Below are 23,221 nucleotides of genomic sequence, written 5' to 3' on the forward strand. Positions count from 1 at the left end.
AAGACATGCGGGACAGTCAGCCGGAGTGTCTGACAATCAGTCTGGCGGAGAGAATCACCTTCTCATAGGGGGCTTCCGGGTGCCGGCGTCTGCGGATGAAGGTCTCGACCGCACGCATCCCGAGCCGTTCCTTCGCAAGCTCCACCGTCGTTAACGGCACCGCAGCCTGCAGGCTTGCGGCGGTATTATCAATTCCCAGCACGCGGCACTGATCAGGGAGGCTGATGTCATGCAAACGCAGCAGCTCCAGCAGATGAAGGGCAATATCATCGTTGGCGCAAATAATCCCGTCCGGCAGCTCTTTATTGCTGATTGCCGCCGTAATTCGCCGGTTCAGAACCTGCTGCCAGGAAGATCCGCCGTAAGGAATGGTCCACTTCTTCAGTTGAATGCCTGCTCCAGTTGGTGATTGTGAGGAAGCCTGCATTGCTCCTTTTGGCAGCTTCCTCATTCCCTGTCTCTGCTGATCATCCAGTGAGATCCGGCAGCCCCAGAACCGTTCCCGGAAGCTGACGGCAAAACGGTCATGTCCGATAAAAACAATGGTTTTGCAGCCCTGCGTGGCCAAATGGCTGCAGGCCATCCGTCCCGCCTCCACATTGTCGTTCAGCACCGCATCCGCCCCCACAACCGCTTCCTCATGGTCGACAAGCACCATGGGCAGCCCAATCCGGCTTATCCGGAGCAGCACCGAAGCGGGACATTTGCCTGCAATAATAAATCCGCTGGCGCCGGCAATCCGGAGCTCTCCCAGCTCGGTCAGATCAACCGGACGGTCAACAATCTTGTCCAATATAAAATAGTGCGGATGAAGTCCATGCTCCCTGCAGCCTGCGGCAATGCCTTCTCTGACCCGCTGCCAGAACAAAGGCTCATTGGCATGGATCTCGTTCATGCCGATCAGTATGGTCCCGTTCGCTGCCGCGGGCTGCTTCTGATTGGCTTGCTCCGTCTGCTCCACGCGGGAATCCAGCTCCCTGGAATTGCGCGGGGGGATGCGGTAACCCAGTGCCGCCGCCATCGCGGTCACTTCCCGCCGGGTGGCTTCACTCACGCCCGGTTTGCCCGATAATGCTTGAGAAACCGTATATTTGGAAACACCTAAACGGTCGGCTATTTGCTGCATGGATATCTTTTGGGCCACCTTCGGTACCTCATTTCAAAAAATATAAGCGTTGACTTTTTGACTCTTCCTCTCTATTGTATGCGCCAAACAGAGTTGGGATCAACCTAACAAAGCTAACAATTTTGTTCTAATAACAATGATGAAACGGGATGGTGACCATTTATGAGCAAGACTGTACTTTTTTACGATGAATTATTTCCTTATGAAGGGCAGAGACCCGGCGAATCGCAGCTTGCGCGTCTGAAAGAGGTTTTTGCCGTGGCTGATGCCGGGCAATTGGCTGAAGCTCTGGCAGATGCCGATGCATTTGTGCATATTCACGGCGCTTATTTCCCCAAGGATGCCTGGAAAGCGATTTTCAGCCATGCCTCTCAAGGCAAAGGACTGCTGCATGCCGGAGGAGCCCCTTTCAAAATACCGGTATACCGGGAGAACGGCGAGTGGGTGCAGGAACCAGCGCAAACCGCTTATCATCAGCAGCTGCATATTAATGAAGTGCTGTCTGTTTCGGTCGACGGCATTGAAAAGCTGGCCCATAATGCCGATGTTCCACTATTTGCGGATAATGTGAAGCTGTTCACTCTTGAGCCGACTTTCGGTCTTGTCCTGCATGTGACCCGCTCGGATGACCATCCTGCAGAGGGAGGCACCGCCGGACCTATGGACGCCCATATCTACCCGCTGCTCCGCGGAATTAGCGGCGATGGTCTTGCCCGGGAACTGGCGGCGCCGGCTGTGCTGCTGGAGCATACGAAGGGAATATTCAGCGGCGGGCGCTGGGTGCTGATCAATCAGGCGCTGCAGACCGCTTTCTGGGAGAACGGCGGCACAGATGCGCTTGCGAAATGGGCGGCATTCACCGCTGAGGGTGTGACCGAGCTGTGGCTGAAGCCGAATTACGGCTCCTATGAGCCTGGCGAACGCGCCATCTTCATGCTCCAGGGCCAGCGGATCCAAGAGGCGCGCAAGCCGCATAATCAAGCCGAAACGGCCGAATGGACCTTCAAGCTTCGTGTGCTCCGCTCAAATGAAAGCGCTGCGGCAAATTCCAATCCGGTATTTGAGTACGGGTCCGACCGCTTCACAGAAATTTGGAAAACGGAACAACCCGTTGCCATTGGCCGCGAACTGACTATTGCGCGCATCCCTATGCCGATTACGCTTGCAGCCGGGTATTATGCGGTTGAATGCGAAGCAGTATCGCCATCCGGCGAGCGCCGGATTCTGCGCCAGGGGTTCTGGGGCTTTGATCAGGAACTGCTTGCTTCGGGCGACTTCCTGACCTGCGACAGGGATTATTTTATCAAGGACGGGCGTCCGCTTCCTATTGTCGGCATGACCTATATGACCAGCGATGTTGCGCGCAAGTATTTATTTTTGCCCAACGCAGCCGTATGGGACCGCGATATGGCTCAGATGAAACGGGCGGGAATCAACCTGATCCGTACGGGCATATGGACAGCCTGGCGCAGCATCATGTTTGTCGACGGCCATCCATATGAGGAGGTGCTGCGGGCTATAGACGCGTTTATTCTGACTGCCAAGCGCCATGATCTGGAGGTTACCTTTAACTTCTTCTCCTTCACTCCGGAAACCTGGGAAGGCGTCAACCCTTATCTGGATCCGCGCAGCGTGGAAGCCCAGAAACGTTTCATTGCCGCGATCGTCTCGCGCCATGCGCAGTCCAGGCATTTGCATTGGGATCTGATTAATGAGCCATCGATGTTCGATCCCAAGCGGATTTTCGAAGGTCCCCGCTCCGCTCACGATCCCTTCGAGCATAGCCATTTCATAGAATGGCTGCGCGAGCGCCATGGTACAATCCGGCTGCTTCAGGAACGGTGGAACATGACGCCAGCCGAGCTGCCCGCTTTCGAGTCGGTCAAGCTGCCTGAGCCGAAGGAGATCAATTTCGGAACAACCGAGACTATGACCAAGCGCGGCGGACCATGGCTCGACTATACATTGTTCACGATGGACATGCATAACCGCTGGGCGGCCCAGCTGATTGAAACCATCCGCTCCATTCAGCCCCGGCAGATGGTCACCGTCGGCCAGGATGAGGGCCTTGGGGCGCAGCGTCCGTCTCCGTTCTTCTATGCCGAAGAGGTTGATTATACGACGGTCCACTCCTGGTGGAAAATGGACGCGCTGGTCTGGGACGGTGTTTTCGCCAAAGCGCCGGATAAGCCCAATCTTATTCAAGAGACAGGCATCATGTACGTGGAAACCCCGGATGGCCGGGCCAAACGCAGCGAAGCCGAGCTCCGCAATATTCTCGAGCGCAAATACGCCTATGCCTTCTCGACCGGCGGCGCCGGCGCTGTGCAGTGGATCTGGAATATCAATTTCTATATGAACAATATCAATGAGTCCCATATCGGCGCTCTTCGCGCAGACGGAACGGAAAAGCCGGAAGCGGCGGTTTCCTATGATTTTGGCTCGTTCATGGGACAAATCCGCGATCTGTTCCGTGGCCGGAAACTCGAAGAGGTGGCGCTGGTCTACCCTTACTCCAATGATTTCTCCAGCCGCAATCTGTCTTATGATGCCACAACCCGGCTGGTAAGGACCTTATCCTACGCGATGAACGTGCATGCTCTGGGCATTAGCGAATATCATCTGGAGCGGCTGGATGAGATCAAGCCCAAGCTTATCATCGTGCCAAGTCCGCATAACTTCACGCAAGCTGCGTTGGATGCTCTCACCGCTTATGTTCGTGCGAACGGCGGCACCCTGCTCTTCACTGGCCCTGCCGGACTCGACGAATACTGGCGGCCGGCCGGTCGCCATCCAGATGAGTTCGGCGCTCTGGTGAACAGCTCGCAGACAAGCAATCTGCTGCGTGAAGAGCTGCTGGAGCTTGGCGGCTCGCTTCTTCCGGTCTCATTTGGCGGGGCCCGGATTGCCGACAGCAACAAACAAAGCGATCCTGCATGGAGCGGACCGGCCAAACTCCATAATGTCCAGCTTGGAGCCGGACGTCTCCTCTACTGCCCGCTGCCGCTGGAGCTTAACGAGCGGATTGAGCCGCTTGTTGCCGTGTACAATGAAGCGCTGAATCTTGCAGGCGTGGACAAAGAGCTCGAATGGCTGCGCGGCGGTGAGCTGCCGGGCGTATATGGACGGAAGCTCGCCTTTGCGGAAGGCTCCCTTTATATTTTTGTATCGGAGCTTGGCATGGATGCCGATATTGAGGTGCGTGATCCCTTATCCGGCAAAGGCTACTCCTTTACGCTGGAGCAGGAACGCTCCGTGTTATTTGCGACCAACCTGAACGGCCAGATTACCACTGTCTACCGCCCGCGAGAGGTACAGATCGACACGAAGAATTAACTATGTTATTGGCACGGCTTGTGGCTTGTCCGCTTCGGGAATCTTATAGAAGGTAAAATTAGCAGCTGGCACAGCGTCAAGTCTCGTCTTTGTAAAAATAAAGTGTTGCTCCTGGCACACGCTGGGGCATCGCGCTGGATGACAACCACACCTCAATATGAAAAACAAATGACCCGGAAGAGCGGCTCTATTCCAAGAGCCCGCCTTTTTCGGGTCATTTGTTCCTGTACCTATTCTTCTGAAAAATTACTCAATCCATTCTGTCTTGCTCGCCGCGCTTTCCCGTCGTCCCTGCGGCTGTAAATCCGGTACGCCCAGAAAAATGAACCCAAGCATCTTGTCCTGCGGGCGCATCCCGAAGCTCTCGTTCATCAGGGGATGAAAGCAGGGGTCGCCTGTGCGCCAAACCGCACCCAGACCCAGCGCGTGGGTAGCGAGGAGCATATTCTGGATAGCCGCAAACACCGCTCCGTATTCCTCAAGCTCAACCACACCCTTGGCGTCGCTTGGCTCAACTCCCACCCCGATGACGACAGGGGAACGGAACGCTTTTTGCTTGGCGGACTCCGCCTTCTTCACGTTCTCTTCCGAATCCGGCTCCTGCGCCGCTTCAAGAGCGATGCGCGCATACGCGTCCCCCAGCCGATTGCGGCCGTCTCCCGACATGACAAAAAACCGCCAAGGCTGCGTCAATCTATGGTTCGGCGCCCAAATAGCGGCCTCCAGTATGGTTTCGATCTGTTCTTTGGCTATCGGATCTTCTTTCACTCTGCCGATGCTTCTTCTGGTATGAATCGCTTCAATAATATCCATTTCTGATTCTCCTTCTTGTACCATGTGATCTCTTTATCCTAATGCAGTTGAGTGCTTTATGTAAACCTTCAGAAGCGGAACATTGGAATAAATATCTCTTCATTAATCCATTGGATCTAAAATTGAACCAATTTCGCCCTCCTTTTAAGAGCGGCCATGATCTTCGGCAGCATTCACTCATCCAATCTCTTCCTAAAAAGCAGTGCTTCTTTATTTCCAAGAAACAATATGCAAACAAGCCCCCGTTCCACATATTGCGGAACAGGGGCTGGCGCTAATTTCTATGCGTGGAATATCGTTACCGGAGCACTGTTTCTCCTAGAAAAGGATCGAACGGCTGATGATGACAAGCAAGATGAAAAGTACCAGGATAATGCCTATTCCTGCGCCGCATCCAGTCGATACTGGGCTTACTACCGGACCACAATTACCTACGCCTACGCCGCCTACTGGATTACCATATCCGTATGACACCTGCAAAACTCCCTTCGTTTTATACTACTCTGCATTGTATGGGGCTGGCATGTATCATGCCTGTGCGTTTGCCCCTCCATGGCATATGCCTACTAGAGTCGGCTCCCTGCAAACCGGAAATATGCGAAAAAGCCATAAATGGTTGTTCTAAACAGCCATTACGAGGGAGCTGCCGACAGAGCTGATAAGACTTTCTGCATACGTAAAAGCAGGGTCACTGCCTCCGCGCGGGTGGTCTTGTCAGTGGGCATAAACAGATTGCTGCTTCTGCCCTGAAGAAGCCCCTGCCGAACACTTGCCAGCACATAGGGCTTTGCCCATATGGGAATATCGGAATCATCTCTAAATGATGTGCGGCTGGAGATGTCGATTTGCAATTGCAGCGATCGGGCAGCCAGGACAGCCAGTTCATTGCGGCTTATTGTATGGTTAGGCAGGAAGGCGCCATCGGTGTACCCTTTCACAATTCCTTGGGAGACTCCATAATGAATAGCCTGCCGGGCCCAATCCGGGATATCGCCTGAATCCGTAAAAACCTCTGCGGTTGACTCGGCGGTTGTTTCCGAGCTTGAATCATCCAGTATGCGATAAAGCATCACTACAAATTCTGCCCGGGTTACCGCGTCATCGGCGTGAAACCTCAGATCAGGATCACCTTGCGCGATTCCTGCCGATGCAGCCTCACAGATTTGTACTGCTGCCCAATGTCCATGGATATCCGTAAAAGCGCATGATGCTTCGTTGGTTCCCTTGTAGACTGTTCGATGAATGGTGTAGGTGTAGGACTGCACCGTGCCATCCGGCGCTTTGACCGAAATGACAAGCACATTATCGCCTTCGGACAGTTGAATGGTTATGGGACCTGTCAGAGCTTCACCTTGCAGGGAAATTGTACTTCCTGAATCTGCCGGCAAGGCGTGAATCTCAATCTGTTCTGCTGTAGTTTCGATCATCCCGTCTGGAGATGACAAAAGCTGCTTGCCTTCAACGACAAAGCTGATATCCTTCAATGCCGCATTGCCGGAAGCGATTGATGGCGGATAATTGTAATAAACTCGATTCTCAACCGTTACGGTTCGTATAACTTCAGCTGCCGTTATTCCTGCCGGGTCCTGAACATTGTAGCGCAGCATATAAGTTCCGGCTGCTTGTGTATTTACTGATCCGGTGACGGTGATCCGGTCCGAGATATCTCCGTAGTAGGCATCAGCCGCCAGAGCCCCAGGTTCAGTGAAGGTCTCCCCCGCCTTCAGCTTAATTACGGATTGACCAAGCAGCGTAATGACGGGAGGAGGTATGACATAGACCAACCGTCTCACCAAGAGCGCTTCATTATTGGACGTATCCGTGACATTATAATTCAAGCTGTACGTTCCGGGTCGGCTGGAATCTACCGCTCCCTGAATGGAGATCAAGGCAGACAGATCTCCCTCATACAAATCCTCAGCCCTTGCTCCAGGATCTTGATAGGTGCTGCCGACTCCCGCGACCATCACGCTATCCCCTTCTAAAGTAATAACGGGAGCCGATGTATCCTTCACATACACATACCTCGTCACGGTAGGCGCAGCATTATTGGCCTGGTCGACAGCACTGTACAGGAGAGTATAGGTGCCCAGCTGCCGCGTGTTTACCGTTCCAGTGACGATTGGCTCAAGGGCTCCGTCCTGAGGATCCACCGCCGCTGCGCCAGGGTCGGTGAATGTGCTGAAAACTTCTGCTTCCATGGGATTCGGGCCCTTCAAATAGACCGCAGGCGCGTCTCCATCGTATACATTCACATTGCGTGTCACGGATGCCTGATTGCCCGCGTGATCGCTTACTTCATACAGGATCTGATAATTGCCGATGCTTGCAGTATCCACGCGTCCTGATTTTACAATAGCGGTTGCTGGAATAATCCCGTCAACCCTATCCTCAGCTATCGCACCAGGTTCAACATAAGGATGCCCGACCGGCACGCTCATGGGATTGCTGCCATTTAGAGTCAATACCGGCGGAGTATTGTCCAGGACAAAAGGATCCGATACCTCGTCGGTACGATTGCCGGCAAGGTCTTTGGCCTGAATGTGCAGATACCATTTTCCGTCTCCGCTGTTCCGGATGAGCGTATCCCCGCTCGCAAAAGAGGTCCACCCGCTGGCTGGCACGTCCGGGCTCTGCGTCCAAACGTATTGCAGAGAGGCCGGGTCCAGCCCGCTTTCCGCATCCGCTGCCGTCACCAGGGTTGCGGCCGTTTTTGCTGATGACAAGCTTCCATTCTCACCGTATTGAACAACGGGGTACACGGAATCTCTTATTACCGTGATTGTATACGTTTTGCCTGGCAACAGAAGAGGTTCCATACGGATCGGAATTACCGTCGATGGTCCTGACACCTCTACCGCGGTTGCGCTGCCGCTGGCTTGCAGCCGGTTATTGATATAGAGAGACGCCTGTGACGGCATATTGACAGCAGCTGCCACATGTACTTTGTCGACGGAAGCTCCAATATAAGAGTATGTATACTGGGCAACTGCGGTCTGGAAAGGCGGATTGAGATTGCCCTCCTGCAGCGTTAAAGCCGTCAAAGCCGCTCCCGTACCCGGAATAACGGTTTGACCAGCTATGCCATCCCCCCACACAACAACAGTGCCGTCTGATTTCAATGCGAGCGAATGATAGCTGCCGGCGGCAATTGCAATGACGCCCTTCAGTCCTGCCGGCACATCTGTTTGACCCCTGCCATCACCGCCCCAGGCTGCTACAGTGCCATCCGATTTCAATGCGAGCGAATGCTCAACTCCCGCAGCAACCGCTATAACGCCCTGTAATCCCGCGGGTATGCTCGTTTGACCATAATTATTTAGTCCCCAAGAAGCGACGGTCCCGTCTGATTTCAGCGCCATGGCGTGGGAATTTCCTGCGGCAACGGCCACTACATCTGTCAGACCCGTCGGCACATCTGTTTGACCGTACATATTATAGCCCCAGGCAACAACCTTGCCGTCTGATTTCAGTGCCAGCGAATATGCATTTCCTGCGGCAATCGATATGACGTCTTTCAAATCCGACGGTACTTCTGTAATAACCAGTCCCCAAGCGACCACGGTGCCATCAGACTTCAGCGCCAATGAATGGAAATCCCCCGCAGCTATCATATAACTTTTAGCTGGCGGGGCCAGTTCTGCCGGTATGTTGTCAGAGTAACTGGATCCCCATACCCTGATGCTGCCGTCTGCTTTCAGCGCCAGCGAATAATTGGATGACGCGGCGACGGATACCACCCCATTCAGACCATCCGGTACAGTGGATTGGGTATATTCATTATCTCCCCAGGCCACAACGGAACCGTCCGGCTTCAATGCGAGCGAGTGGTAGGATCCTGCTGCGAGCCTGCTCCTTTTCACAGGTGAAGACAGCTCTGCAGACACATTAGTCTGACCGCTGGCATTCAATCCCCAGGCGGCGACGGTACCGTCCGCTTTCAATGCGAGCGAATGACTGCTTCCTGCCGCGATCATGGTCACCTTGTCAGGAAAAGACAAATCCGCCGGTGCGTTCAATTGACCATTCGCATTGTCTCCCCAAGCCGCCACTGTGCCATCCGTTTTGAGCGCAAGCGAAAAGACTCTCCCTGCGGTGAGCGTGACTGTCCCGCCAAGATTGGACGGTACAGCCGTTTGACCCAAACTGTCCGCTCCCCAGGCCACAACGGTGCCATCCGCTTTGAGCGCAAGCGAATGGGTTCCTCCTGCGGCGATCGATATGACTCCGCTTAAGTCCGGAGGTATGTCCGTTTGGCCGAAATTGTTATCTCCCCAGGCGACGACACTGCCGTCCGTTTTGAGCGCAAGCGAATGCAGCCCTCCGACGGCGATCGATACCACACCGCTTAAGTCTGCCGGCACTGTTGCTTGACCGCAGCTGTTGTCTCCCCAAGCGACGACGGTGCCGTCTGTCTTGAGAGCAAGCGATTGGGAACCCCCCGCAGCGATCACCGACACTCCGCTCAGCCCCGCCGGCACATTCGTTTGACCGTAAGTATTATTCCCCCAGGCCACGACGGTGCCGTCCGTTTTCAACGCGAGCGAATGAAACAATCCCGCGGCAATTGCGGTCACTCCGTTCAGACCCGCCGGCACGGTTGTTTGACCAAAGCTGTTATCTCCCCAGGCAGCAACGGTACCATCCAGTTTCAGCGCTAATGAATGAGAATCTCCAGCAGCGACCATAACAGCCTGCGCAGGAGTCGGGGCAGCTTGCGCCGTCCGGGAGAAATCGGCGATAACGGCACCAAAAAAACAAAACTGCATGACAGCAAGCAGAATAACAGCGGATGTCTTGCCTATTTTTATCGATTTCATGATTGCATGATCATTCCCTCTCCAACATCAATTTTCGACATAATGGCTTCCACGCCATTCATATGCAGATCATGCTGATTAAGCTTTGTCAAAGTAGGGAATCAGAGTTAATTCTGTATTAAGGTTGGGGGGGATTCTGAGGTGGGATAAATGATTCAGGAGCGGGCTATCACGATACTATCGTAACACCTAATCAGGTGTTTACAATCATTTTCTTACGGCGCATCACAATATAATTTTTCCGATTGACGGGCCATTGCTTCCTTTTCCCACAACAGGTTTAATGGATTGTAAAGAAGTAAATAATGCTAGAAAAAGATAACGGGGATAGGCAAATATGATTAAAAAAGCGGTTTTCAAATACCCTCGTCGTCAAACTGCCTATGTCAGTTCGCTGGGAACCACACAGCTTCATTTGCGGGCGCCTTGGGTCATCGCATGGTGGTCCATGGCTTTTCCGGGTTTTGGACATCTCCTCTTGTCCAAATATTTAAGGGGCTATGTCTTGATCGGATGGGAATTATTAATCAATTTTAAAGCCGGAATCAATCAAGCGATGGTATTTTCTTTTACCGGCCAATTTGCCATGGCTAAGGAAATACTTGACGTAAGATGGATGTCCTTATATGCACCGGTGTATTTATTTGCTATCTATGACAGTTACCGGACAACGGTTGACTTAAACCACCACTACACATTGGCGGATAGGGAAAAGGCCTATTTTCCATCCTTCATTATCAACGGGCTGGAAATCAACTATCTGGATAAACGAACTCCCTGGGCCGCATTTGTTTGGTCGCTTCTAATGCCAGGGATGGGACAGCTTTACATTCACAGGATTGCCACAGCCTTCTATGTCCTCGCCGGCTGGATCAGCACGGCTTACATGTCTCATTTTTTGGAAGGCCTGCAATATTCATTGATGGGTGAATTCAGCAAAGCAACCGCTGTCTTGCAGCCCGAATGGCTCCTGTTTATGCCCTCTATTTATGGCTTTGCTGTATATGACGCCTACACCAACACCGTAGAAAACAACAAAGTATTCGATAAAGAGCAGAAGCTGTTTTTGAAATCCAATTATCAGAAAAGAAAGGATGGTCCTATGCGGGTCATTTCGTCTTTTGACCATTCCATCTATCTTGAGCTTGCGCTTACGGCATTGGAAGAACATGGAATTGAAAAAAGGAGCATACTTGCGGTTCCTTTGGAAAAAGCCGCAGAAAAACCTAAACTTCTGGACAGCATCCACCGCTCAGACGGTACGAGCTTAATTGATACTGGTGCCGCATGCGCGACAGCTCTGACGGTTATTGCCTCATCCATCGGATTTGTTTTACATTGGGGGCCAATTATATGGGGTTTAATCGGGGCTGCAGCAGGTTTCATGATTGGAGTCCTGATCGATTTGCTAGTAAAACGACAGAAATCTAATCAAAGAAAATCACAAGCGATAAAAGGAAAAAGTACGGAGGTTATTGTTGTTATCGATTGCGAAGCGCATCAAATGGAAGCAGTAGAGGCTATCCTCTGGAAGCATATGGCGTTTGGCGTGGCTAAACTTCAATAAAAAACATCCAAGAAGGCGGGAGCGTCATGCCCCCGCCCTCTTGATTGCTTACTTAATGCTAACGGATAAATTGATGCTTATAAATCCGCAGCCTGAAACACCTTGTCAAAACCGGCTTTAGACCGCTTGGCAAGCTGCTCTGGCGAATCCATCGGCGCCGGGGCGAGGATTTCCTGGGAAACCGCTCCCTGATAGCCGATTTTATGGAGCGCCCGCAGGAAGCCCCCCAAATCGATGACACCCTCGCCCGGATAGATCCGTCCGCCATCCATCGCTTCCGACACCGGCACATCCGGAGCGTCATTAATATGGACATGCACGATCTGATCGGCGCGCAGCGCTTCAATATCCGTAACAGTCAGCTCATTCGTGTACCAGTGGTAAGAATCGAAGAGCAGGCCGACATTCGGCTCGCCGATGGCATCAATCCAGTCCAGTGTTTCCTGCAAGGTCCAGATAAACGGATTCTTCCATGCAGTGCGCAGATGATGCGGTCCGACAAACTCCAGACCAAGTCTGATACCATAAGCGCCCAGTATTTGCGCACAGATACGGATCCTGCGCGTAGCCAGCGCCATGAAATGCGCTGCTTTGTAATCCGTGGCGGGGAGAACATACGTACAGCAGTTTGTACAGCCCAGTGATGCGGCGGCCGCAGCGGCTTGTGTCAGCTTCGTCAATCCCTGTTGAAAATTCTCATCCGTGTTTCTCCAGTCCACAGGAAGTCCAATGGAACCGATTACAACATTATGGCTCTTAAGCAGCTCGCGGGCGCCTTCAACCCCATGACGTTCCACCAGGCCCAGCGCATCCACATCCACAGCCTGAAAGCCGTATTGCGAAGCCAATTTAATAAGCTGTTCGTCATTCTCCACTTTTCCCAAACCGGCAGAAGTCAAACCTCTAAGCATTCCTGCACCTCCATATGAAGATATTAATATCGCGCTGCTTATATCCTCAATAAGTATATCAGTTTTATAGAAGGCTTCAACCTCTACCGCCAAGAAAAATTGCGCTGGCCGATTACAGATTATAGAAGGAAACAGCGGTACCTCCCAATATTGCGTCCCTCTCGGCCTGCGGCCGGTCCTGCAGCGCCAGATTAGTCTCTGCCCATACCCTGCCGTAGTCGCCTGCCAGATTCGCCACCGGCCAGTCGCTTCCGAACATCAAGCGGTCCGCCCCGAACAAGTCAATCGCATAATCAATATAGGGCTTGATATCGGAAGCCGACCAGTTCTCCGCAGCCGCGGTGTTAAGCCCGGATACCTTGGCATAGACATTCGGATATGCGGCAGCAGCTTTCAGCTCGCCAGCCCATGGCTCCATCCGCTGTTCCTTGATCTGCGGCTTCGCCAGATGATCGATGACCATTCTCAGACCCGGGACTTTCTCTGCAAGAGCCGGCACATGCTTAAGATGGTTCGGGAACACAGCTACAACATCGAACGTCAGTCCGAATGCCGAAAGCACCTTCAGCCCTTCAACAACCGTATCCTGTACGACCCAGTCGGGATCCTTCTCTTCATGAATAAGGTGGCGAACCCCCTTGAACAGCGGGTTACGGGTATACAGCTCCAGCCTCCTGGCAGCTTCATCGGGCTTGTTCAGCGGAACCCAGCCCACCACGCCTGCCACCCAATCATACTGCGCTGCCGTCTCCAGCATATAATCCGTATCCTCATAGGAGTCCATTGCCTGAACGATGACGGTTCGATCAATTCCGATCTCCCGCAGCAGCGGCTCAAGCTCCGGCGCTTCAATCGTCCGGTAAATCGGGCCAAAGCCTGCGTTCAGCCAAGGGTAGGCCACCTTTTCCAAATTCCAAAAATGCTGATGTGCGTCAATCCTTGGTTTCGTCTTATCCGGGAGTGGCTCCATTGCCGCAATCGCTCCTTTTTAAAGGGTTTAGGGTCCATTAATTCCGTTGGTTATTGGTAGTACCAGAGTACCTAATATTGACCTTATCACACGTTCTTGTGCAGTTCAATAAAATTCTGTATAGTAGGCTCCATAACCCTATCCCTGAACATTTCCACCAGCAGGTCTATCGGAGGCTACCGCATGTTTGAAGTGAATCCTGTCAAGAAAGTGACCGTAACCGAGCAAATTATGGAGCAAATAGCAGGGCTTATCACCACCGGACAGCTTCGTCCCGGCGAGCAGCTGCCCAACGAAAGAGATCTGGCCGAGAAATTCAAGGTGACGCGGGGCCGCGTGCGCGAGGCTCTTCGGGCATTGTCTCTGGTCGGCCTGATTACCATCAAAGCGGGCGAAGGCAGCTTCGTTAACGAGCAAATGGTACCCCTGCCCGCGGAAACGATTATCTGGCTGTTCCATAGCGAAATTCATAATCTGGATGAGGTATACGCCGCCAGGCAGCTCATAGAATCAGAGGTCTATCTGGCTGCAGCCGTGCTTGCCAAGGAAGAGGATTACGCCTACCTGCAGGGCCTCCTCACGACCCTCTCCAAATCCATTAAAAAAGCCGATCCCGCCGTTTTTCTGGACGGGCTGGATACCTTCGATCTGTATATGGGAGATATATGCGGCAACCGCATCTATGCCAAGCTGATGCAGACGATCATCCATCTCCGCCGGGAGACCAGCCTGCGGCTGCTGCGGGTTCCCGGCGCGATCGAGAACAGCGTGGAGATGCGCTCGGCTCTCTTGAAGTCCTGCCAATCCAAGGATATGGCGCTCGTGAAGGAATCGGTCGAGGCGTTCTTCCGGAACTCACGGCGTTTCTATGACAATATTATCGCGAAGTCATAGTCTTGCGTCTCGTTAAGAAGAAACGGCTGTCGCCGTCCTTTTGGCGGCCCAGTTCGTTTCTTCCCTCAAACCTCATAGACATTTATAGGCGTGAAACTTATAAAACTTATACATGCTATAAGGTCATCAAAAGGCAAGAGAAGGCATCATGGGTGCCTGTGCTCTTGCCTTTTCATTTGCTCCGCCCGGTCCTTCGTGAGGTATGGCGACTATCAAGAACAAACTTTTTGTTATTCAAACTAAATTTATGTTTGAAATCATTTTGGTTTGTGTTACTATTTTCGAAAGAAGGATATTTTACAGGAGGAGACCGGGATGAACGATGGAGTCTATCCACGAGGACTTTGAATTTTACAGCGATATGATCAAGGGTATTGCCGCTCAATTCGGGGATCAATGCGAGGTTGTGCTGCATGATTTGACCGGAGATTACGAAAGCACGATCGTGGCCATTGAGAACGGCCATATCACCGGAAGAAAAATCGGCGATCCCGGTACGAATCTGGGACTGGAGATTTTGCGTGGCAGTCAGGTCAACGGCAACCGGTTCAATTACATGACGCAAACCAAGGATGGGCGCATCCTCCGCTCCACTTCCATCTACAAGAAGAACCGCGAGGGCAAAATCATTGCCGCCATCTGCATCAACTATGATGTCACGGATCTGATGCTCGCCAAAAGAACGCTTGATTCATTAACAACCGGCGGACAGCAAATCGATGTGAAGGAATCGTTCGTCAGCAATGTGAGCGACCTTCTGGACGCGCTGCTTCAGGAGGCGCAGGAGCAGGTTGGCAGGCCGGTGGCTGCCATGACCAAGGAAGACAAGATGAGGATGATTCAGCTATTGGACCAGAAAGGCGCTTTTCTGGTCAAGAAAAGCGGCGAGAAAATATGCGGCTATCTGAACATTTCCAAATATACGCTGTACAGCTATCTGGAAGAAAGCAAATCCCAAGTGGAAGGAAAGGGGGAGCAGCATGAGTGAGTCAGCGGATAAGTCCATGTCGCCAATTCAGCCGCAGACGCCTTGCATCGTTATTGAACAAGCCGTTATGGAGCGCAATATTCAGGCTATGGCTGAAGCAGCCCGAAGTCACGGGGTTCAGCTTCGGCCACACGCCAAAACCCATAAGCTGCCCGAAGTCGCTCACCGGCAGCTGCATGCCGGAGCTGTCGGCATAACAGTGGCAAAGGTGTCAGAGGCCGAGATCATGGCACAAAACGGGATCACGAATATTTTCATTGCCTATCCTCTCGTAACGCCGGATAAAATCGGGCGCGCCATCCAGCTGAGCCGGCAGATCACGCTGATCGCAGCCGTGGACAGCCTGGAGGGCGCCAAGCGGATGAACGAAGCTGCCGGCCTCAGCGGGCATCCGCTGCAGGTAAGACTGGAAATCGACACCGGTCTGCGGCGGACCGGCGTGCTGTACGACCAGGCGCCGGAGCTGGCAGCCCGTATTCATGAGCTGGAGCATCTGCGGTTGACGGGAATTTACACCTTCCGCGGAGCGATTCACAAGCAGAAGCCAACACTTGATCTGCAGGCCGCAGGCGAGGAAGAAGGCCGCATGATGGCTGATTTGGCCGGGCGGCTGCGCGCAAGCGGCATCCCTATCCTCGATGTGAGCGTAGGCTCGACGCCGACAGGCAGGTACGCCGCAGCTGTAAAGGGCGTTACCGAAATCCGGCCGGGTACCTATGTGTACCAGGACCGGATGCAGGCGCGCCTCGGCGTATGCAGCCTTGAGGATTGTGCCGGGAGCGTCTGGGTGACAGTCGTCAGCAGGCCGTCGGCTGATCTGGCCGTCGTTGACGGCGGCAGCAAAACATTTGCCACCGATGTGCAGCCCGGCGTCGAGCCGCTTATGCTCCAGGGCTTCGGCCATGTCGAAGGCCTGGATGATGCCGTGCTGGAGCGGCTGTCCGAGGAGCATGGCATGCTGCGCCTGGGACCGGATGCGCAGAAGGCGAATCCTCAGATCGGCAGCCGGCTGAGGATTATCCCGAACCATATTTGCAGCACCGTTAATCTGCATAATAAAGTGTTCTTTAAAAACGGCCCGGAATTCGAGGAAATGGCCGTGCTTGGGCGCGGAATGCTGGAATAGCGTCAGATCCGCAAAATAAGGAGGCTTAAAAGATGCTTGATCTCATTTTGAAAAATGGCCGCATTGTAGATGGCACAGGCAATCCATGGTATATGGGCGATGTGGGAATCAAGGATGGCTTGATCGCCGCCATCGGAAAGCTTGACCAGGAAGCGCACAGGATGATCGATGTTCACCGGCAGGTGATCTCACCGGGCTTTATCGACGGACACTGCCATTCCGATCTGATGATACTGGATCACCCGCTCAGCGAGATCAAAATCCGCCAGGGGGTCACGACAGAGGTGGTCGGCAACTGCGGGCTTGCCCCTGCCCCGCTGTTCAGACCGAATGCCGAGCTGCTGCAAAGCTACGTTCAGCCTGTGCTGGGCTCAACCTCATGGGAATGGCCGTGGGAAACCGTGGCTCAGTATATGGATACGCTCGCCCATTCCTCCCCTTCCGAGAATCTGGCAACATATGTGGCGCATGGGGCGCTGCGCATTGCCGTGATGGGCTTCGCCAAACGCGATGCAAAGGCGCAGGAGCTGCAGCTTATGAAGAAGCTGCTGGAAGAAGGGCTTCAGGCAGGAGCGATCGGCTTCTCCATCGGACTGCTCTATGCTCCCGGCAGCTACACATCCAAGGAAGAAATAGCCGAGTTATGCTCCGTTCTGCCCAAGTACAACGGTCTGTTCTCGACCCATATCCGCGGCGAAGGCAACAATCTGATTCCTTCCGTCAAGGAGGTCATCTGGATCGCCGAGAAAACAGGCGTTTCCCTGCATATCAGCCATTTGAAAGCGGCGGGCAAACGCAATTGGGGCAAGGTCATGGAAGCCATGGAGCTGATCGAGCAGGCCCGTGCCCGCGGCCTTGACGTCACCTGCGATGTATATCCTTACAGCGCCGGCTCCACGTCACTCACGACCGTGCTTCCGCCCTGGTCGCTAGAGGGCGGTATAGCAAGCGCTCTTGAGGTTTGCCGGGACCCGGGATTGCGCAAACGGATCCGGGAAGAGTTGGGAAGCGAACAGGAGGATTGGGATAACCTCGTCTGCTCAACCGGTTGGCAGAGCATCTACCTCTCGGCCGTACATACCGACAAGAACCGGGAGCTTGAAGGCAAGCATATCGAAGAGATAAGCGAAATGAGAGGCCAGCATCCGGTGGACTGCATGCTGGATCTGCTGCTTGAAGAAGAAGGACGGATATCGATCGTCTATTTCCATATGGCGGACGATGATGTCAAGCAGGTTATCGGGTATGAGCGGTCGCTGATCGCCTCGGACAGCTTGACCTGTGAAACCGGCAAGCCTCATCCGCGGCTCTACGGGACATTTCCGCGGGTATTCGCGAAATACGTGCGCGAAGAGCGGGTTCTGACGCTGGAGCAGGCGGTACGCAAGCTCACGTCTTTCCCTGTCCAGCGCTTCAAGCTGGGCAAACGCGGATTGATCGTACCCGGATACGCGGCCGATCTGGCCGTGTTCGATCCGGAGACGATTCAGGATCATGCCACCTTTGAGAATCCCAGGCAGTACCCTGGCGGCATAAATCAGGTTATCGTGAACGGCAAACCGACATTTGACCGTGAGCAGCATACGCATGCCAGAGAAGGCCAATTCATCCGGGCACAGCACAGCTGCAATCATTCCCATTAAAATTACGGAGGTATGTTAAAATGGCAAACATCGAACAGCGTCTGCTTGAGCTTGGCATTGTGCTCCCCCCTTCACCAGAACCGCGTTTCACTTATATTCCCTGCAATCAGACGGGGAATCTGATTTATTTGTCCGGCCAGGACTGCCGGATCAACGGCGAGCTGATGTACGAGGGCAAGCTGGGGACGGATCTGACCATTGAACAGGGCCAGGAGGCCGCCCGCCAGACGATCATCAACTGTCTGGCTGTCATGAAAGGCTATCTGGGCGACCTGGACCGCGTCGTCAAAATCGTCAAGATGCTAGCTTTTGTCAACAGCGCACCCGGCTTCGCGGATCAGCCCTATGTCATTAACGGCGCATCCAATCTGCTGGTTGATGTATTTGGCGAGAGAGGCAAGCATGCAAGATCCGCTATCGGCACAAGCGACCTGCCTTTCCATACGCCTGTCGAAATCGAGATTATCGCGGAAGTACGGGATTAATATACCCCGCACGAAGCAGCGGCTAACGCCGTCCTTTCATGAACAAGTACAGAACACATTTTTATACAGGAAGAACCGGCGGCCGCCGGCCTTTTAAACGATAAGGTTAAGAAAAACCTGCTCGCGCGAGCAGGCTTTTTCTTTATTCGGAGTGACCATATTTCTTGTTCAGCTTGAACAGCAGCAGAATGATAGCCATTGCAATGACCAGCAGAATCCAGGCCATCGCCGATGCATACCCCATCTTGAAGTACTGGAACGCCGCACGGTACAGGTTGAGCGAATAGAACAGCGTCGCATTATCTGGACCGCCTGCCGTCATAATCAAGGGCTCCGCGAACCATTGAAAGACGTGGATGACGGACATGACAACATTGAACAGGATGACCGGCGAGAGGATCGGCAGCGTAATGGACATCGTCCGTCTGAAGAAACCGGCTCCGTCAATCGAGGCGGATTCGTACAAGGAATCCGGAATTTCCTGCAGCCCCGCCAGATAAATGATGATGGAGGTGCCCGAGCCCCATATCATCATCAGAATGAAAGACGGCTTGGCCCATACCGGACTGGCAAGCCAGCCGGGACCGGTGATCCCGAATTGAGCCAATATGACATTGATAATCCCGTTATCAGGCTGCAGAATCCAGATCCACAGAATGCTCACGATAACCACGGGCACCAAAGTAGGAATGAAGAAAATGACTCTTAAAAAGGATAACCCCTTGATCCTTCGGTTGTTCAGCATAATAGCCAGAGCGATCGCGATGATTGTCGTGAAGAACGTGCCGATGACCACCATATACAGCGTATTGGTCAATGACTTGTAGAATAATGCATCATTGAAAAGAGCGGTATAGTTATCCAGTCCGATAAACTCCGGCGGATTCACAACGGAATAATCCGTCAGCGAATAGTAGAACGAAATGAGAATCGGATAGAGTTTAAATACCGCCGTGCCGATAATCCACAGAGAAATGAACAGCATGGCATTGCGGAAATCTCTTTTTCGGATATTCAGGCCTTTGTTCATGGTCTCCCCCTAACCCTTGATTCCGGACATGGCCACACCCTGTATGAAATATTTCTGCAGCAGGAAGAACAAGATCAGTACAGGCAGGGTCATCGTCACGCCAAGAGCCATCAATATATTCCATTTGGGATCGTAAGTTCCCATGATCTGCTGTGCGCCCAGCGATAAGGTGTATAATTTATTGTCGCTCAAGAAAATCAAGGGGCCGATAAAGTCATTCCATGTCCCGAGGAAAGCAAAGATGACCACGGTGGAGATAACCGGCTTTGCGAGCGGCATAATAATTTTCCAATAAATTTGAAACTCGTTCGCGCCGTCTATCTTGGCCGAGTACGATAATTCCTTCGGAATCCCGAGCAGAAATTGACGCAGCAGAAAGATGAAGAAGGCATTGCCAAATAAGCTGGGAACGATCAAAGGCAGAAACGTACCGATCCAGTTGAACTGCTGAAACATCAGAAAGAGCGGAATCATGGTGACCTGAAACGGCAGAATCATCGTGATCAGCACCAATACGAATACACGGTCTCTGTACTTCCAGTCCAGTCTGGCAAAGCCGTATGCGATCAGGGAGTTGGATATGACGGAACCGATAATATTCGGAATCAGAATGATGATCGTATTTTTCAGGTAAAGCATGAAGGGAAATGACGTAAAAACCAGGGAAAAATTAACCCATTGCGGCGTTTTCGGCCACCATTTGGTCGGCACCTCGAACAATTCGGAAGGAGCTTTGAGGGATTCCGCTATCAGCCAGAAGAAAGGAATAATGAAGCATAGCGCAAAAAGAATCAGACATACATAAACAATCAATAATTCCGCTTTTCTCCCGATATTCCCCAATTGAAGTCATACCTCCAATCCAATTTCATCCTGGATTTGCCGGATTCATCTCAGGCAGGCACGCCCGAAATGAACCCGGCAGGCTTCATTGATGCTGCTTCCCTTCAGGCAGGAAGGCCGCCTGGAGGTTTCCATGCGGTGTATTATTGCTTGTCAATTTCCTTTTGCAGCTTATCCTGCAAAGCTTCGAGCAAAGGCTTCGGATCTTTATTGTTATAGATCACATTGTCTCTGAGCTGGACAATTTCATCCGCGAGCTGCGAGGATACCGGCGTAAGTCCGGGATGGCCGGAATTCGGCGAATTCGCAAGTTCGCGCTCAACCTTGTAGATCTCATCGTTGTTTTTGGTCCAGCTGACTTCGTCAAACTTCGCGTCCGTAACCGGTATGGATCTCCAGATATCGAAATTGTTGCCGTTGATTTCCGGCTTCAGCGCAAACTTCACGAACTCCGCGGCAAGATCCACGTTCTTGGAGCCCTTCGGTATCATGAATACATTGGAATTCAGAGGCGATCCTCCTTCTCTGCCGCCCGGCGGCGTCGGGATCTTCGCCACTTTGTACTGGACGTCGGGGGCATAGATCTTGAGCGCGTTGGTGAACCAGTTGCCGGTCAGGGTCATGGCGATCTTGCCTGTCATGAAAGGATGGTCAGGCGAGAACATGCCTCCGAACCCGGATGTAAAAGACTTCAATTTGGCAGGATCGTATTTTTGTGCGTAGCTGTTCATCCATTTGAAGGTTTCTACACTTTTGTCATCCGACAACACCAGCTTTTTGGCGGGCGGATCATAGATCGGGGAACCGAACATCCATAGCCAGGTAAACGCATCTCCGCCGTTGTCCACCCAGGGAATAAATCCAAGCTGTTCAATTTTCCCGTCGCTCACCTTCGTCAGCTTCGCGGCATATTCGTCAAGTTCCGCTAAAGTCGCGGGCGGTTTGTTCGGATCAAGTCCCGCTTCCTCAAACATCTTCGTATTATAGTAGAGAAGCAGAACATTGGAATCCTGGGGCACCAGATAAGTCTTGCCGTCGTATTTCATCAGATCCTTGAACCCAGGCATAACCGAACCGTCCTCAAATCCGATTTCCGGGAGATAGTCATCCCAGGGCATCAAAGAATCCTGCGCCGCAAAATTGTAGCCTCTGGCCGGCGCGCTCGTTTCCACCAGATCGGGTGCGGTGCCTCCGGATATGGCTGTCAGCAGCTTCCCGTTCGACAGCCCGCCATCCGGTTCAATAAACTGAACGTCCACCTTGATTCCCGTTTCTTTCGTGAAAGCAGCGATTCTTTCCTTATCCCAAAGCTGGGAATCGCCGCTGAACGGGCTCCAGTAGCTTAATGTCCGCCCTGCAAAAGGCTGATCCGCTGTGGCTCCCTCACCGGAAGAACTTCCTCCGGCATTCCCCCCGTTGCCTGCACAGCCAGCAACCAGAGCCAGGATCAGTATGAAAGCGAGCGTCAAAAGCCAATTTCTCTTCATAAACAGGTTCCTCCTCTTTTAACCTTTTTCCCTGAAGCCTGGAATCGGGCTGTCTCCCCTTGATCCGTCAAATTTTGTAAGCGGATACATTACCACCTGCCTTTATTTGTCTGCACGTCTTATATTAGGGGAGATCGATTATCAATGCTCGCCACACATTGTCTGATTTATAGCCATTTTTTGCTCATTATTTGTGCATGGACAGTAATAAAGGGGCTGGCTGCCCCTGGCGTAAGTCCGTTTTTTCACCGCTCCCCTCAGGGGGAAGCTCTAAACGATGTTTTGCGAAGATCCGTCGGCGTATATCCTTTTACCAGTCTGAAGCATCTGTTAAAGGTCCGGATACTGTTAAAGCCGCACTCGTAGGCAATGTCCGTTATTGCCGCTTTTTCCGTGAGGATCATGCTCTCCGCTTTGTTCAGCCTGAGCTGGTTTTGATAGGTCTTGAGATTCATGCCGATCGTTTTATTGAAGATTCTCGAGAAATAGTGGGGGCTGACGTTCAATGTCTTCGAGATATCGTCAAGGGATATGCTGCGCATATAGTTTTGTTCCATATATTCAACAGCCGCTTGCACAAGACTGATGCCTGAGGAGCTTCGGGCCAGCGCGGATTCGCTTTCTTCCTTGGGCAAATGCCGCAGAAACATGCCGCAAAGCTCAAGCAGCTTTCCTTTCATGACGATCGTAAAATAATCGTTTTGCCGCTGCCTTTCAAGGACCAATGCCCGGAACAGCTCCAGTATATCCTCATAGACGCGGCTTTTCAGACCGTTTTTCTTGTCTACGAACTTCTTTTGGATAAAGGGAGGCACAAAATGATGCTTCTGCCATGACCCGCTGCCGTCGATCAGCTCCGGAAGGAATTTGATCACCAATGTCGAGCTGGATTTCTTCGTCACAAAGTAATGAATGTCATTGCTGATGCAAATCGCCATATCCCCTGCTTCAAGCAGTCGGCTTTCGGTATTGATGCCCATCTGGATGGGACCTTCAAAGACGAGGATAAACTCCACATCCGCATGCCAATGAGCCAAATTATTCAAATTTGGCTGTGTCGTCACAACAATCGGAATGTCATTATAATTGTTCTTGTTTTCGAAAATAGGTTTCATAGAAGGACCTCTTTCGACTAGACAGTGAATCTTTTTCATATGGATATGCAGGCTTGTCCGGCAATTA

Annotated in this window: 16 protein-coding genes; 7 read left to right on the top strand and 9 right to left on the bottom strand. The window is 52.5% G+C overall.

Going from position 1 to position 23,221, the window contains the following annotated elements; genetic code table 11:
* Nucleotides 1-16: 16 nt before the first annotated feature.
* On the bottom strand, nt 17-1,144 hold the full coding sequence (locus AC0YNV_RS11605) for a LacI family DNA-binding transcriptional regulator (RefSeq protein ID WP_475768226.1): 1,128 nt from the start codon (nt 1,142-1,144) through the stop codon (nt 17-19).
* Nucleotides 1,145-1,288: 144 nt separating this feature from the next.
* Here AC0YNV_RS11605 and AC0YNV_RS11610 point away from each other — a divergent pair, with 144 nt between their 5' ends.
* Nucleotides 1,289-4,462: a beta-galactosidase gene (locus AC0YNV_RS11610; protein ID WP_475768227.1), complete on the top strand. Its 3,174-nt coding sequence runs from the start codon at nt 1,289-1,291 to the stop codon at nt 4,460-4,462.
* Nucleotides 4,463-4,708: 246 nt separating this feature from the next.
* Here AC0YNV_RS11610 and AC0YNV_RS11615 read toward each other — a convergent pair whose 3' ends face one another.
* Nucleotides 4,709-5,275 carry a nitroreductase family protein gene (locus AC0YNV_RS11615; protein WP_475768228.1) on the bottom strand — a complete coding sequence of 189 codons (567 nt, stop codon included), beginning with the start codon at nt 5,273-5,275 and terminating at the stop codon, nt 4,709-4,711.
* 632 nt (nt 5,276-5,907) lie between these two features.
* Nucleotides 5,908-10,095, bottom strand: coding sequence for an immunoglobulin-like domain-containing protein (locus tag AC0YNV_RS11620; RefSeq protein ID WP_475768229.1), 4,188 nt, complete (start codon nt 10,093-10,095; stop codon nt 5,908-5,910).
* Nucleotides 10,096-10,432: 337 nt separating this feature from the next.
* Between AC0YNV_RS11620 and AC0YNV_RS11625 the strand changes: the two genes are divergently transcribed.
* Complete coding sequence (locus tag AC0YNV_RS11625; protein WP_475768230.1) at nt 10,433-11,662, top strand: hypothetical protein; 1,230 nt, start codon at nt 10,433-10,435, stop codon at nt 11,660-11,662.
* A gap of 77 nt (nt 11,663-11,739) precedes the next feature.
* Here AC0YNV_RS11625 and AC0YNV_RS11630 read toward each other — a convergent pair whose 3' ends face one another.
* Both AC0YNV_RS11630 and AC0YNV_RS11635 read right to left on the bottom strand, forming a co-directional pair.
* A complete protein-coding gene (locus tag AC0YNV_RS11630; RefSeq protein WP_475768231.1) occupies nt 11,740-12,573 on the bottom strand; it encodes a sugar phosphate isomerase/epimerase family protein in 834 nt (277 codons plus the stop codon).
* Between the two features lie 112 nt (nt 12,574-12,685).
* Nucleotides 12,686-13,543 (bottom strand): amidohydrolase family protein, encoded by an 858-nt coding sequence (locus AC0YNV_RS11635; protein ID WP_475768232.1) that lies wholly within the window; start codon nt 13,541-13,543, stop codon nt 12,686-12,688.
* A gap of 183 nt (nt 13,544-13,726) precedes the next feature.
* Here AC0YNV_RS11635 and AC0YNV_RS11640 point away from each other — a divergent pair, with 183 nt between their 5' ends.
* The 5 genes from AC0YNV_RS11640 (at nt 13,727) to AC0YNV_RS11660 (ending at nt 18,679) form a co-directional block, all read left to right on the top strand.
* On the top strand, nt 13,727-14,437 hold the full coding sequence (locus AC0YNV_RS11640) for a FadR/GntR family transcriptional regulator (protein WP_475768233.1): 711 nt from the start codon (nt 13,727-13,729) through the stop codon (nt 14,435-14,437).
* 322 nt (nt 14,438-14,759) lie between these two features.
* Entirely contained in the window at nt 14,760-15,425 is a 666-nt protein-coding gene (locus AC0YNV_RS11645) for a helix-turn-helix transcriptional regulator (protein WP_475768234.1), read from the top strand.
* On the top strand, nt 15,418-16,551 hold the full coding sequence (locus tag AC0YNV_RS11650; protein WP_475768235.1) for an alanine racemase: 1,134 nt from the start codon (nt 15,418-15,420) through the stop codon (nt 16,549-16,551). The genes AC0YNV_RS11645 and AC0YNV_RS11650 overlap by 8 nt, the downstream gene beginning before the upstream one ends.
* Nucleotides 16,552-16,583: 32 nt before the next feature.
* Entirely contained in the window at nt 16,584-18,194 is a 1,611-nt protein-coding gene (locus AC0YNV_RS11655; RefSeq protein WP_475768236.1) for an N-acyl-D-amino-acid deacylase family protein, read from the top strand.
* Between the two features lie 20 nt (nt 18,195-18,214).
* Nucleotides 18,215-18,679 carry a RidA family protein gene (locus tag AC0YNV_RS11660; RefSeq protein ID WP_475768237.1) on the top strand — a complete coding sequence of 155 codons (465 nt, stop codon included), beginning with the start codon at nt 18,215-18,217 and terminating at the stop codon, nt 18,677-18,679.
* A gap of 142 nt (nt 18,680-18,821) precedes the next feature.
* On the opposite strand, the gene AC0YNV_RS11665 is transcribed toward AC0YNV_RS11660, so the two are convergent.
* The 4 genes from AC0YNV_RS11665 to AC0YNV_RS11680 form a co-directional block, all read right to left on the bottom strand.
* Complete coding sequence (locus AC0YNV_RS11665; RefSeq protein WP_475768238.1) at nt 18,822-19,709, bottom strand: carbohydrate ABC transporter permease; 888 nt, start codon at nt 19,707-19,709, stop codon at nt 18,822-18,824.
* Nucleotides 19,710-19,718: 9 nt separating this feature from the next.
* Complete coding sequence (locus AC0YNV_RS11670) at nt 19,719-20,552, bottom strand: carbohydrate ABC transporter permease (RefSeq protein ID WP_475768239.1); 834 nt, start codon at nt 20,550-20,552, stop codon at nt 19,719-19,721.
* A 143-nt stretch (nt 20,553-20,695) separates the two neighbouring features.
* The gene (locus AC0YNV_RS11675; protein ID WP_475768240.1) at nt 20,696-22,039 is read right to left on the bottom strand and encodes an ABC transporter substrate-binding protein; all 1,344 of its coding nucleotides are present in this window, start codon (nt 22,037-22,039) and stop codon (nt 20,696-20,698) included.
* Between the two features lie 257 nt (nt 22,040-22,296).
* Nucleotides 22,297-23,154 carry an AraC family transcriptional regulator gene (locus AC0YNV_RS11680; protein ID WP_475768241.1) on the bottom strand — a complete coding sequence of 286 codons (858 nt, stop codon included), beginning with the start codon at nt 23,152-23,154 and terminating at the stop codon, nt 22,297-22,299.
* Nucleotides 23,155-23,221: the final 67 nt, after the last annotated feature.

The organism is Paenibacillus sp. JT31N11 (assembly GCF_056269285.1).